Annotated in this window: 11 protein-coding genes; 10 read left to right on the top strand and 1 reads right to left on the bottom strand. The window is 62.9% G+C overall.

Annotated features, from left to right (window positions below):
* Positions 1–117: 117 nt before the first annotated feature.
* The 7 genes from B2S33_RS11900 to B2S33_RS11870 all read left to right on the top strand — a co-directional run bounded on the left by B2S33_RS11900 (position 118) and on the right by B2S33_RS11870 (position 8,923).
* Positions 118–1,710 (top strand): ABC transporter substrate-binding protein, encoded by a 1,593-nt coding sequence (locus B2S33_RS11900; RefSeq protein WP_027913717.1) that lies wholly within the window; start codon positions 118–120, stop codon positions 1,708–1,710.
* A 170-nt stretch (positions 1,711–1,880) separates the two neighbouring features.
* Entirely contained in the window at positions 1,881–3,260 is a 1,380-nt protein-coding gene (locus tag B2S33_RS11895) for an OprD family porin (RefSeq protein ID WP_027913716.1), read from the top strand.
* Between the two features lie 69 nt (positions 3,261–3,329).
* Entirely contained in the window at positions 3,330–4,940 is a 1,611-nt protein-coding gene (locus B2S33_RS11890) for an ABC transporter substrate-binding protein (protein ID WP_280077977.1), read from the top strand.
* 88 nt (positions 4,941–5,028) lie between these two features.
* Entirely contained in the window at positions 5,029–6,039 is a 1,011-nt protein-coding gene (locus tag B2S33_RS11885) for an ABC transporter permease subunit (protein ID WP_027913714.1), read from the top strand.
* 9 nt (positions 6,040–6,048) lie between these two features.
* The gene (locus B2S33_RS11880; protein ID WP_288650357.1) at positions 6,049–6,975 is read left to right on the top strand and encodes an ABC transporter permease subunit; all 927 of its coding nucleotides are present in this window, start codon (positions 6,049–6,051) and stop codon (positions 6,973–6,975) included.
* An 11-nt stretch (positions 6,976–6,986) separates the two neighbouring features.
* A complete protein-coding gene (locus B2S33_RS11875; protein ID WP_027913712.1) occupies positions 6,987–7,955 on the top strand; it encodes an ABC transporter ATP-binding protein in 969 nt (322 codons plus the stop codon).
* Positions 7,955–8,923, top strand: a complete 969-nt coding sequence (locus B2S33_RS11870) for a peptide ABC transporter ATP-binding protein (protein WP_027913711.1) — start codon at positions 7,955–7,957, stop codon at positions 8,921–8,923. The genes B2S33_RS11875 and B2S33_RS11870 overlap by 1 nt, the downstream gene beginning before the upstream one ends.
* Positions 8,924–9,144: 221 nt before the next feature.
* Here the strand turns inward: B2S33_RS11870 and B2S33_RS11865 are convergent, their stop codons facing one another.
* Positions 9,145–10,044 (bottom strand): hypothetical protein, encoded by a 900-nt coding sequence (locus B2S33_RS11865; protein ID WP_027913710.1) that lies wholly within the window; start codon positions 10,042–10,044, stop codon positions 9,145–9,147.
* Between the two features lie 210 nt (positions 10,045–10,254).
* Here B2S33_RS11865 and B2S33_RS11860 point away from each other — a divergent pair, with 210 nt between their 5' ends.
* From B2S33_RS11860 to B2S33_RS11850, 3 genes are all read left to right on the top strand, one after another.
* Positions 10,255–11,055 carry a helix-turn-helix domain-containing protein gene (locus B2S33_RS11860; protein WP_027913709.1) on the top strand — a complete coding sequence of 267 codons (801 nt, stop codon included), beginning with the start codon at positions 10,255–10,257 and terminating at the stop codon, positions 11,053–11,055.
* A gap of 63 nt (positions 11,056–11,118) precedes the next feature.
* Positions 11,119–12,525 (top strand): NAD(P)/FAD-dependent oxidoreductase, encoded by a 1,407-nt coding sequence (locus tag B2S33_RS11855; protein WP_027913708.1) that lies wholly within the window; start codon positions 11,119–11,121, stop codon positions 12,523–12,525.
* 28 nt (positions 12,526–12,553) lie between these two features.
* A complete protein-coding gene (locus B2S33_RS11850) occupies positions 12,554–12,895 on the top strand; it encodes a cupin domain-containing protein (protein ID WP_288650356.1) in 342 nt (113 codons plus the stop codon).
* Positions 12,896–12,916 lie beyond the last annotated feature (21 nt).

Here is a 12,916-nt window from a genome sequence, read left to right as displayed (position 1 = left end):
ACGGGCGCCTGACCCACCCCATTCATACCCAGTCGTCCCGCTGCCAAGCGTGCGGGACAGGCGAACTGTTGCCGCGATTCGTGCCCGGAGCCGGCCCAGCACCCAAAAGGACTTAGCATGCGCCACGTGACCCGACTTTCTACACTGCTCGCCCTGGCCCTGGTCGGCCAGACGCCAGCCGTGATGGCCAACAACTTGGTGTTCTGCTCCGAAGGCAGCCCGGCCGGTTTCGATACGGCCCAATACACCACCGCCACCGACAATGACGCCGCCCAGCCGATCTACAACCGCCTGGTGGAGTTCGAGCGCGGCGGCACGGCGGTACACCCTGCCCTGGCCACCCGCTGGGAAGTCACCGAGGACGGCCTGCGCTACACCTTTCACCTGCGCGAAGGCGTGAGCTTTCACAGCAACAAGGCCTTCACCCCCAGCCGGCCCTTCAACGCAGACGACGTGCTGTTCACCTTCAACCGCATGCTCGACAGGCAGCACCCGTTTCGCAAGGCCTACCCCACCGAGTTTCCCTACTTCGTCAGCATGGGCCTAGACAAGAACATCGCAGGCGTCGAAAAGACCGACCCGTTCACCGTGGTGTTCACGCTGCACACCGTAGATGCCGCGTTCATCCAGAACCTGGCCATGAGCTTTGCCTCGATCCTGTCCGCCGAATACGCCGAGCAGTTGCTTAAAACCGGCCGCCCTAGCGACATCAACCAGCAACCGATAGGCACCGGCCCGTTCGTGTTCCAGCGCTACCAGAAAGACTCGCAGATCCGCTACAAGGCCAACCGTGCCTACTGGGCGCCCGAGCAGGTGAAGCTCGACAACCTGGTGTTCTCGATCAATGTCGACCCGTCGGTGCGCATCCAGAAACTGCGCCGCAACGAGTGCCAGGTCACCCTGCATCCGCGGCCGGCCGACCTGCCAGGGCTCAAGCAGGACACGAACGTGCAGGTCTTGCAGCAAGCAGGGTTCAACCTGGGCTATATCGCCTACAACACCCAGCACCCGCCATTCGATCGGCTTGAGGTGCGCCAGGCCATGGACATGGCAGTCAACAAGCAGGCCATCCTGCAGGCGGTCTACCAGGAAGCAGGACAACGGGCTGTCAACGCCATGCCGCCCACCCAGTGGTCCTACGACACTAGCATCACCGATGCACCGCACGACCCGGAAAAAGCCCGCCAGCTGCTCGAACAGGCCGGGGTCAAGCCTGGCACCGAAATCACTCTGTGGGCCATGCCGGTGCAACGCCCCTACAACCCCAACGCCAAGCTGATGGCCGAAATGCTCCAGGCCGATTGGAGCAAGCTGGGCTTGAAGGTGCGCATCGTCAGCTACGAATGGGGCGAATACATCAAGCGCCTCAAGAGCGGCGAGCACGATGTGGCGCTGATCGGCTGGACCGGTGACAACGGCGACCCCGACAACTGGCTGGGTACGCTGTACAGCTGCGACGCCATTGGCAGCAACAACTATTCGCAATGGTGCGACCCGCAGTACGACAGCCTGGTCAAGCAAGCCAAGCAGGTTACCGACCAAGCTCAGCGCACCACGCTCTATCAGCAAGCCCAGCAGCGGCTCAAGCAGCAGGTGCCGATCACGCCAGTGGCCCACTCCACTGTCAATCAGCCCCTGAGCACCCGAGTGTCCGGGTTCAAGGTCAGCCCGTTCGGGCGCAACGAGTTTTCCGGCGTCAGCGTCGATTAGCACCGACTGGCAGGCAGGGCGCGCAGGGGGGGGAGACCCGCGCGCCATGCCTACCCATCGCCCGCTTAAGCCTCGGTGATCCCGGGGCGCCCCAGGCAACACGGCAACACGGCAACACCCACCCGGCCCACAAGGCCGGCAATAACTAGAAATGAAAAGGAGCTTCTATCGTGAGACTGTTCAATTCGAGCGCACTGGCGTTAGCCATAGGTGCAGCAACCACCACCGTCCACGCCGATCCACAGAGCCAGGCCTACTTGCCGCTCACCCTCGCAGCCGAAAGCGCCCAGGCGCAGGCCAAGGGTTTCGTCGATGGCCAGAGCCTGGGCGGGACGACGCGCAACTGGTACGCCCGCGAACGCGCCACCCGCGCACCGCTGTGGCGCTACTACAAGAGCGACGGCACCCGTCACCCGACCCACACCCGTGAAAACTGGGTGCAAGGCACCATCCTCAACTACACCTCGGGCTTTACCCAGGGCACGGTGGGCTTTGCCGTGGAGGCAGCCGGCTATAACGCCATCGCCCTGCAGCAGGACCGCGAAGCGATCGCAGGTCCCAACAACCGTACCCTGACCCACAGCGACGGCGACGCCATCGGCCAGTGGAGCAAACTGGGGCTGGGCAACGTCAAGGCGCGTCTTTCCAATACCACCCTGACCCTCGGTCGCCAGGCCGTCGATACCCCGATGATCGCCTTTATCGGTAACCGCGCCCTGCCCTCCAGTTTTCAGGGCGCATTCCTGCACAGCGCTGAATTCGACAACCTGACGTTCGACCTGGGTACCTTCGACCGGGTCTCGCCCCGTACCGAGCAGAGCCTGAGCAAGTTCCGCAGCGAATACGGTGCGGCCGGGGTGGAAACGGACCGCGCCAGCACGGTCGGTATCAACTACCAGCCCCTCAAGAGCCTGACCACCAGCCTGTATGCCACCAAGGTCGACGATTTCTGGAACCAGTACTACTTCGGCGCCAATCACATGTTCGGTGACAGCGCCGTGCTCAGCCTGTCCACGGGCCTCAACTACTACAAGACCGTGGACGCCGGCAGCCGCAAGATGGGCGAAATCGACAACGACACCTACAGCCTGTCGCTGGGCCTGACCCATCAGGCGCACACCCTCACCGCCGCCTGGCAGCAGGTCAATGGCAACGAGTATTTCGACTACCTCCACGAAACCAACGGCATCTACCTGGCCAACTCGCTGCTGTCGGACTTCAACGGCCCGAACGAGAAATCGCTGCAGTTATCCTATGTGCTTAACATGGCTTACTACGGCGTGCCAGGGCTGAAATTCAACCTGTACAACGCCCGGGGCTGGGGCATCGACGGCACCCATTACCGCGGTAGCGCCTATGACGTCCAGGGCCTCGATGGCGAGACCCATTACGAGTGGGGTATCGGCACCAGCTACGCCGTACAGAGCGGACCGCTCAAGGACACCAGCATCCGCGCCACCTACACCACACACCGCGCAAGCAAGGCACAGGGCGATGGCAGCCTGAACGAATTCAGGCTCGTGACCACCATCCCGTTCAACATCCTCTGACCGGCCGCCCGGCCCGCTTGCCAGCGGGTCGGGCGTCAGGCTGGAGCACAACGCAGGGAGAATTGATCCATGCACGCTGTGACCAAGAAGACATCGGCGCTGCGGCTGTTGCTGGCAACGCTGCTTTTGGGCAGTACATCCCAGCTGGCCGCCAAGCCGCTGGTGGTGTGCACCGAGGCCAGCCCCGAAGGGTTCGATGTGGTGCAATACACCACGGCGGTGACGTTCGACGCGGCGGCCGAAACCCTCTTCAACCGCCTGGTGGACTTCAAGCCCGGCACCACGGATGTCCAACCGGCCCTGGCCGAGCGTTGGGACATCTCCTCCGACGGCCTGACCTATACCTTCCACCTTCGCCGAGGGGTCAAGTTCCACACCACCGACTATTTCAAGCCCAGCCGCGACCTGAACGCCGACGATGTGCTGTGGAGCTTGCGCCGCCAGCTTGACCCGAGCCACCCCTGGCACGACAAGACCAGCATCGGCTACCCCTACTTCGAGAGCATGGCCTTCAATTCGTTGCTCAAGTCGGTGGACAAGACCGACGACTACACCGTGGTGATCACCTTGACCCGGCCAGAGGCGCCTTTGCTGCGCGACATGGCCATGGGCTTCACGTCCATCTACTCCGCCGAGTACGGCGATCAGTTGTTGGCAGCCGGCAAGACGGCAGAGCTCAACAGCAAGCCAATCGGCACAGGGCCGTTCATTTTCCAGCGCTACAACAAGGATGCCCAGGTCCGCTTCAAGCCCAACCCGGACTACTTCCGGGGCAAGCCGCCCGCCGATGCCCTGATTTTCGCCATCGCCACCGACAGTAATGTTCGCCTGCAAAAGTTGCGCGCCAACGAGTGCCAGGTTGCGTTGTACCCCAAACCGGACGATGTACCGTCGATCGTGGCGGACCCGCGCCTGAAGGTCGCCCAGACCGAAGCGCTGGTGACCGGTTACATCGCCATGAACACCCAGCATCCGTACCTGAGTGATGTACGCGTGCGCAAGGCGATCAACATGGCCTTCGACCGCCAGACCCACGTCGACCAGCTATTCGGCAAAGGCAACGCGCTGGTGGGCGTCAACCCGTATCCCCCTTCGATGATCGGCTACAACACCGACAACCAGAACCCGCCACGCGATCTCGACCAGGCGCGGGCGCTGCTAAAACAAGCCGGTGTCCCCCAGGGCACGGTCATTACCCTGTTCACCCGCAATGGCGGCGGCCCGACTAACCCGAACCCGCGACTGTCCGCCGAGATGCTTCAGGCCGACCTGGCGCAGATCGGCCTGAAGCTGGATATCCGTGTCATGGAGTGGGCCGAAATGCTGCGCCGTGCCAAGAAAGGCGAGGCGGACCTGGTGTCCAGTGGCTGGGCCGGCGACAACGGCGACCCGGACAACTTTCTTACCCCCCTGCTCAGTTGCGAGGCGGCCAGCAATGGCGAGAACTATGCACGCTGGTGCAACTCGAAATTCCAGGCATTGATCACCCGCGCCCGCGAGGTGAGCGACAACGAGGAGCGTGCCAGGCTCTATAGCGAGGCATTGACGGTGTACGATGAGGACCAGCCCTGGATCAGCATGGCCCACCCCAAGGTGTTCACGGCCATGCGTGACAACGTGGAGGGCTACGTGATCAGCCCCTTGACCAGCAACAACTTCGCTACCACCCGAGTGAAGTAGAACAACAACGACCGCCGTTGCCCTGTGGGCAGCGGCGGCACTGCCGTGGCAGGTACCTGCCATGCGGCCTGATGAGGTAACTGCGACCATGTTGAGTTTTATTGCCCGGCGCTTGGGCCTGTTGATCCCGACCTTTTTCGGCATCACCTTGCTGACCTTCGCGCTGATACGCCTGATCCCCGGTGACCCGGTGGAAGTGATGATGGGCGAACGCAGGGTCGACCCGGAAATGCACGCCCAGGCCATGGAGCGCCTGGGCCTGAACAAACCGTTGCCGGCCCAGTACCTGGACTACATCGGCAAGCTGGCCCAGGGCGACCTGGGCGAGTCGCTGCGCACGCGCGAGAGCGTATGGAGCGAGTTCACCACCTTGTTCCCGGCCACCCTGGAACTGGCCATGGCCGCCTTGCTGTTCGCCGGCGTGGTCGGCTTGCTGGCCGGGGTGATCGCCGCGCTCAAGCGCGGGTCGCTGTTCGACCATGGGGTGATGGGGATTTCGCTGGCGGGCTACTCGATGCCGATCTTCTGGTGGGGCCTGATCCTGATCATGTTCTTCTCGGTGAGCCTGGGCTGGACCCCGGTATCCGGGCGCATCGACCTGCTCTATGACATCGAGCCCAAGACCGGCTTCATGCTCATCGACACCCTGCTCAGCGACGAAGAGGGTTCGTTCAAGGATGCCGTGATGCACCTGATTCTGCCGGCCATCGTACTGGGTACCATCCCGCTGGCGGTGATCGCACGCATGACGCGTTCCTCCATGCTCGAAGTGTTGCGCGAGGACTACATCCGCACGGCGCGCGCCAAGGGGCTGTCCCCGGCCCGGGTCGTGTTCATGCACGGCTTGCGCAACGCCCTGATTCCCGTCCTGACCGTGTTCGGCCTGCAGGTCGGCACCTTGCTGGCCGGTGCGGTGTTGACCGAAACCATTTTCTCCTGGCCGGGCATCGGCAAATGGCTGATCGAAGCCATCGGCGCCCGTGACTACCCCGTGGTCCAGAACGGCATTCTGTTGATTGCCTGCCTGGTGATCCTGGTCAACTTCGTCGTGGACATTCTCTACGGCCTGGCCAATCCACGCATCCGTCATCAGCGCTGAGGCCCCGTCATGACCAACCCGACTGCAAAAACCCTTTCCCCGGTCAGCCCGGTGGACCAGAGCCTTCTCTACCCCTCGCCCTACAAGGAATTCTGGCAGGCCTTCGCGCGCAACAAGGGCGCGGTGATGGGCCTGGCGTTCATGTGCGTGGTGGTGTTCTGCGCGCTGTTCGCGCCCTGGGTCGCGCCCCACGACCCCAGCGAGCAGTACCGCGATTTTCTGCTCACCCCCCCGGTGTGGCTGGAGGGTGGCACTTGGCAGTTCATCCTGGGCACCGATGAGCTTGGCCGCGACCTGCTCTCGCGCTTGATCCAAGGGGCGCGCCTGTCCTTGCTGATTGGCTTGTCCTCGGTGGTGATATCGTTGATCCCCGGCATTCTGCTCGGGTTGCTGGCGGGCTTCTTCCCGCACTTCGTCGGCCCTTCGATCATGCGCCTGATGGACGTGATGCTGGCCCTGCCCTCGCTGCTGCTGGCCGTCGCCATCGTCGCCATCCTCGGCCCTGGCCTGATCAACACCGTCATCGCCATTGCCATCGTCTCGCTGCCCTCCTACGTGCGCCTGACGCGCGCCGCCGTGATGGGCGAGCTGAACCGCGACTACGTCACCGCTGCCCGGCTGGCAGGCGCTGGGCTGGGGCGCCTGATGTTCGTGACCGTGCTGCCCAACTGCATGGCGCCGCTGATCGTGCAGGCCACCTTGAGCTTTTCCTCGGCCATTCTCGACGCCGCCGCCCTGGGCTTCCTGGGCCTTGGTGTGCAACCCCCGACGCCGGAGTGGGGCACCATGCTGGCCTCGGCCAGGGATTACATCGAGCGCGCCTGGTGGGTGATGAGCCTGCCGGGCCTGACCATCCTGCTCAGCGTACTGGCGATCAACCTGATGGGTGATGGCCTGCGCGATGCGCTCGACCCCAAACTCAAGAACGCCGCCTGAGGAGCACACCCATGTCTTTGTTGCAGATCAACAACCTCAACGTGCGTTTTGGCGACGCGGACGCCGTGCCAGTAGTGGACGGGCTGGACTTACAGGTTCAAGCCGGCGAAATCCTGGCCATCGTCGGCGAGTCCGGCTCGGGCAAATCGGTGACCATGATGGCCCTGATGGGCCTGGTCGAGGCCCCTGGCCGGATCACGGCCGATGCCATGACATTCGACGGTACCGACATGCTCACCCTCAGCGGCCGGCAACGGCGCAAGGTGGTCGGCAAGGACATCGCCATGGTCTTCCAAGACCCCATGACGGCCCTGAACCCCAGCTACACCGTGGGTTATCAGATCGAAGAAGTCCTGCGTCAACACCTGGGCCTCAAGGGCAAGGCGGCGCGGCAACGGGCCCTGGAACTGCTGCAGAAGGTCGAGATCCCGGCCGCCGAAAGCCGCCTGGACGCTTATCCGCATCAACTGTCCGGCGGCATGAGCCAACGGGTGGCCATCGCCATGGCCATCGCCGGTGAGCCGAAGCTGCTGATCGCCGATGAGCCGACCACGGCGCTGGACGTGACCATCCAGGCGCAGATCATGGAGCTGCTGGTCAACCTGCAACAGGAGCGCAACATGGCCCTGATCCTGATCACCCATGACCTGGCGGTAGTGGCCGAGACCGCGCGCCGGGTGTGCGTGATGTATGCAGGCCAGGCCGTGGAGGTGGGTCAGGTGCCAGAGCTGTTCGACGTCCCTGCCCACCCCTATACCGAAGCCCTGCTGGCGGCGATTCCCGAACACAGCCTGGGTGCCGAGCGCTTGGCTACCCTGCCTGGCATCGTCCCGGGCCGCTATGACCGGCCAACGGGTTGCCTGCTGTCACCGCGTTGCCCTTATGTGCAGGACAACTGCCGACACCAGCGCCCGGCCCTGGACCCCAAGGCCCAGAGCCTGGCCCGTTGTTTCTACCCACTGAACCAGGAGGTGGCGTGATGGCCGTCGTTCTATCGGCCCGGGACCTGACCCGGCATTACGAAGTCTCCCGCGGGTTGTTCAAGGGCCATGCGCTGGTGCGCGCGCTCAATGGCGTTTCGTTCGAACTGGAGGCGGGCAAGACGTTGGCGGTAGTCGGTGAGTCCGGTTGCGGCAAGTCGACCCTGGCCCGCGCCCTGACCCTGATCGAGCAGCCCACCTCAGGCTCGCTGCAGATTGCAGGTACCGAGGTCACCGGAGCCAGCAAGGCCGAGCGCAAGCAACTGCGCCGGGACGTGCAGATGGTCTTCCAGAGCCCTTACGCCTCGCTCAACCCGCGGCAGAAGATCGGTGACCAGCTGGCCGAGCCTTTGCTGATCAACACCGCGCTGAGCAAGGCGCAGCGCCGTGACAGGGTGCAGAAGATGATGGAGCAGGTGGGGCTGCGCCCGGAGCATTACCAGCGCTATCCGCACATGTTCTCCGGTGGGCAGCGTCAGCGTATCGCGCTGGCACGGGCCATGATGTTGCAGCCCAAGGTGTTGGTGGCCGACGAGCCGACATCTGCACTGGATGTGTCCATCCAGGCCCAGGTGCTGAACTTGTTCATGGACATGCAGCAGCAGTACGGTACCGGTTATGTATTCATCTCCCACAACCTGGCGGTAGTACGTCACGTGGCCGATGATGTGCTGGTCATGTACTTGGGCAGGCCGGCGGAGATGGGGCCCAAAGCCGATATCTACGAAAAGCCGCTGCATCCGTACACCCAGGCTCTATTGTCTGCCACACCCGCTATTCATCCAGACCCGTCCAAGCCGCGCATCCGCATTGCCGGTGAGCTGCCCAACCCGCTCAACCCGCCGGATGGCTGCGCTTTTCACAAACGCTGCCCCTACGCGACCGATCGCTGCGCCAATGAGGTGCCGGCGTTCAGGCAAGTGGAGACCCGGCAGGTGGCTTGTCATTATGCGGAGCAGTTTCTTTAACGAAGGTACGGCGCGGTCGGTCGGGCGGACCGGCACGACCGCTCCGAATTCACTCACCATCAGAAGCGACGCAAGGCAGCAAACCGACAAATGAGACATAAACGAAAAGGGCCGCTAAGCGGCCCTTTTCGTCAGTGCATGAACAGTGCAATCAGAATGATGACTGGAATCGGTACACCCAGCATCCATAGCAATATCGAGCGCATGTTCGTTCTCCTTACTTAGCGTTGAATGGTGCGGTGAGCGACGTAGTCGCCTTCGAGCCACTGAACCTGGTCGCGACGACGACCACCGTACAGCGCGGCCAGGCTGGCGAAGAAGGCGCCGCACAGCAGGGCCACGAAGGTCCACAGGGCAGTCCAGGCAGCCACTTTGGCAGCGGTGTCTGCAGCCTGCTTGGCATCGGTTTTCAGTTGCTGAACCTGAGCCATGACCTGATCGACGCGAGCTTCGGCTTCCGGTTGGGAAAGGCGGGTGCGCTGGGCAACCAGCTGCGCCAGGTAGGCACGGTCTTCAGGTGCCAGGGCGCCGTCACCGGCAAAGCCTTTGGCCAGGATGCGAGCGGCAACACCGTTGGCCGCATCATCGCTGACAGGCGCCGGGCCCTCGCCACGGAACAGGCCGTCGACGAAGTAGTCCAGGGACTCATCCGAGGCATTGGAAGCGGCAGCGCCACCGGCAGCGGCGGTCATGCCGGCCGCTTGAGTGGCTGCACTGGCACCAGCGCCCACGATGTTGCCGGCTGTGCCCAGTACAAGCATGGCCGTTACCAGGGTAGCCACGGCCCACGACAGGAAGCCGTGTGCAGTGTCGCGGAAATACACTTCGTCGCCGTGCAGATTGGCCCATTTCACGCGCAGACGGCCGGCAATGTAGCCGCCCATGCCCGAAGCGATGATCTGGGTCAGGAGTAACCAGACAATGGTAGAGATGCCCAGGGCTTTCGCACTGGCCCCTTCATCTGCCCACGGCGAGGTCGCGGCAAAGCCGAGCCCTGCACCGAGTACCACCAGAAGGAGGGAGATGGCAGCAGCACCGGCTGCGCCAGCAAAGATTGCTGCCCAGGAAACACCTGAGCGGCTTTGTGTATCGACAACGGGATAGTCGGCAGATGAGATCATGATGTGGTCGCCTGTGTTGTTAGCGAGAAGTCCATTCGCGCATTAAACGTTGCAGCGGCTGTGCCAGTTGCCGTAAAAAATCACGCCCTTTGAAATCAACAACTTACAAAAACAGGTTAATTATTGACCGTGCAAAATGCGCGAATCGACCTGTAGCGTCAGGTGTTCTGCATTCTTGTCGCCACGCCAGGGAAAGGGCATGATCCGTCCATGACCCTGCCCGATGGCCCGTCCCAGACACCGATTACCGCCGACACCGTGATGCGCTACCACCTGTGCTGGAAGCATCGTGATCTCGATGGCGTGATGGCGCTGTACCACCCCGACATTCAATACCACGACTTCTTTCAGAACCGTGTGCTGGGCCATGCCGAGCTGCGTACGTACGTGGGCGCCTGCCTGCCCCATGCCGCCGGCGAGGACATCGTGCACAGCGACCGTATCCGCGTCGATGGCTGCACGGCGTATATTCAGTACCAAGTCACCGTGCAGGGCGGGGACGGCCTGGTGGCGTTCCAGTCCAGCGAGGCGATCACGGTCAAGGACGGTCTGATCTGGCAGGTCAATGAATACGCCACACTCGTGCGTCAGCACAGCGCAAGCAGCACCAGTCGCACCTCACGGCCCGCCACCAGCCGGCTGGGGCTGTCCCCGCGCCAGTTGTCTACCATGGCGCAAGACCTTGAGCACTACTTCCAGCGACATCGTCCGTACCTGGATCCTGACTTGAGTTTGCAACAGGTCGCCCAGGCCAGCGGTTACAGCCGCAATCAGATTTCCTACTTGCTGAACCAGGTGCTGGGCCAGCGTTTTTACCGCTACGTCAACCAAGCCCGCCTTCAGCACCTGATGACGATCCTGGCGAATGACAGCGGCCAGACGTCCATCGATGACCTGGCGTTCAACGCCGGTTTCAACTCGCTGTCCGCGTTCTACAAGTGCTTCCGCGAGCATACCGGGCTGACGCCAAAGGCCTATCTCAAACAGATTTCCTCGCGTGCACGCACGTAAGACAACCGCTGGCGTTGGCCACTAGCATCGCTCCATCACCTGATCGCTTGTGGAGCCCGGCCCATGCAGCCTCTGCGTACACTCAGCTTGTGGATGGACCAGCTGCAAGAGCCGCTGTGCGCGCGCCCTGCCCTGCGTGAAAATGTCGAGGCCGACGTCTGCATCATCGGCGCTGGCTACACAGGCCTGTGGACCGCTTACTACCTCAAGCGCCAGGCACCGCACCTCAATGTCGTGGTAATCGAGGCCAACATCGCAGGGTTTGGCGCCTCGGGCCGCAACGGCGGGTGGTTGATGGGCAATTTGCTGGGTGAAGATCGCCTGTTGGCCAGCCTGTCGCCGGTTCAGCGCCGCGCCAGCATCGAGCTGCTGCATGACATTCCAGACGAAGTACAGCGCGTGTTGCACCGCGAACAGCTCGATTGCGACTACCGCAAGGGCGGCGTGTTGTACTGCGCAGCCCGTTATCCCGAGCAGGAGCGAAGCCTGCGTGCCTACCTGGATCACTTGTACAACCTGGGCATGACCGAGGACGATTACCACTGGCTGCGTCCAGCGCAACTGCAGGGCCAGTTGCGCGTAAGCAATGCCTATGGGGCTATCTACAGCCCGCACACGGCCACGATTCAGCCGGCCAAGCTCGTCCGTGGCCTGGCCAGCGCAGTCGAGGCCCTGGGGGTGCCGATCTACGAAAACACACCGGCGCTGGACTGGCAACCTGGCGAAGTGACCACCCCGTTGGCACGCCTGCGGTGCAACTGGATCGTCCCGGCGGTGGAAGGCTATGCCGCCAGCTTGCCGCCGTTGGGCAAACACCAGTTGCCGGTTCAGAGCCTGATGGTCGCTACCGAGCCTTTGCCTGAGGCCATTTGGGCGCAGATCGGCCTCGACCAGGGACAAGCCTTCAGCGAGGGCAGCCGACAGGTGACCTATGGTCAGCGCACTGCCGATGATCGGCTGGTGTTCGGTGCCCGAGGTGGCTACCGCTTCGGTGGCAGGTTGCGTGAGGACTTCAACCTCCAGGCCCATGAAATCGAGCTGCGTCGCTACCTGTTCAGCGAGCTGTTTCCCCAACTGCGCCATGTACGCATCACCCATTCGTGGGGTGGCAACCTGGGTATGGCGCGGCGCTTCCAGCCGCACATGCTGTGCGACCGCCAGCGGGGTATCGCGTTGGCCGGTGGCTACGGCGGTGAAGGCGTAGGCGCGACCAACCTGGGTGGTCGCACCCTGGCTGCACTTATCCTGAATCAGCAGAACGCACTCACCGGGCAGCCTTGGGTACATGACAACAGGCCGCTATCGAGCCTGGCCAGCTGGCCTCCGGAGCCCAGCCGCTGGCTGGGGTACAACGCCATCATCCAGAGTTTCGTCCACGAGGACCGTACCCTGGCCAACCCCGCGACACCGCCATGGAGACGGCAACTGGCCAGCAAGCTGGCAGATTTCATGGAAGGTTTCATGCACTGATTCTTCACCCAAACAGGACCGACCTTTCATGAGCATCACTCAGTTCAAACGGGCAGACAGCGCCGTTTTGCAGTGCAGCAGCCCTGTCGCCGTACCGCTCGGCCAACCCGTGGCGGTGACATCGACCACGAGCGTGCAACGCAGCGATGGCGTGGAGACGGGAATCTGGGAATGCACCCCAGGGCGCTGGCGACGGCAAATCACGCAACAGGAGTTCTGCCACTTCATCAAGGGGCGCTGCACCTTCACCCCTGACGATGGCGAGCCCCTGGTCATAGAAGCCGGAGACGCATTGATGCTACCGGCCAACAGCACTGGCACCTGGGATATCCAGGAAACCGTGCGCAAGACCTACGTAGTTATCCTCTGATCCGCTGATCGCCTGCCTTCG

The sequence above is a fragment of the Pseudomonas sp. UBA5568 genome (genome assembly GCF_002425525.1).
Lineage (GTDB): Bacteria > Pseudomonadota > Gammaproteobacteria > Pseudomonadales > Pseudomonadaceae > Aquipseudomonas > Aquipseudomonas fulva.
This window is presented reverse-complemented; position numbering and strand designations above follow the sequence as displayed.

Excerpts from the sequence above, each read along its gene's own strand:
- B2S33_RS11875 (WP_027913712.1), top strand. The coding sequence starts at position 6,987 with ATGTCTTTGTTGCAGATCAACAACCTCAACGTGCGTTTTGGCGACGCG.
- B2S33_RS11890 (WP_280077977.1), top strand. The coding sequence starts at position 3,330 with ATGCACGCTGTGACCAAGAAGACATCGGCGCTGCGGCTGTTGCTGGCA.
- B2S33_RS11860 (WP_027913709.1), top strand. The coding sequence starts at position 10,255 with ATGACCCTGCCCGATGGCCCGTCCCAGACACCGATTACCGCCGACACC.
- B2S33_RS11885 (WP_027913714.1), top strand. The coding sequence starts at position 5,029 with ATGTTGAGTTTTATTGCCCGGCGCTTGGGCCTGTTGATCCCGACCTTT.
- B2S33_RS11855 (WP_027913708.1), top strand. The coding sequence starts at position 11,119 with ATGCAGCCTCTGCGTACACTCAGCTTGTGGATGGACCAGCTGCAAGAG.
- B2S33_RS11870 (WP_027913711.1), top strand. The coding sequence starts at position 7,955 with ATGGCCGTCGTTCTATCGGCCCGGGACCTGACCCGGCATTACGAAGTC.
- B2S33_RS11900 (WP_027913717.1), top strand. The coding sequence starts at position 118 with ATGCGCCACGTGACCCGACTTTCTACACTGCTCGCCCTGGCCCTGGTC.
- B2S33_RS11880 (WP_288650357.1), top strand. The coding sequence starts at position 6,049 with ATGACCAACCCGACTGCAAAAACCCTTTCCCCGGTCAGCCCGGTGGAC.
- B2S33_RS11850 (WP_288650356.1), top strand. The coding sequence starts at position 12,554 with ATGAGCATCACTCAGTTCAAACGGGCAGACAGCGCCGTTTTGCAGTGC.
- B2S33_RS11865 (WP_027913710.1), bottom strand. The coding sequence starts at position 10,044 with ATGATCTCATCTGCCGACTATCCCGTTGTCGATACACAAAGCCGCTCA.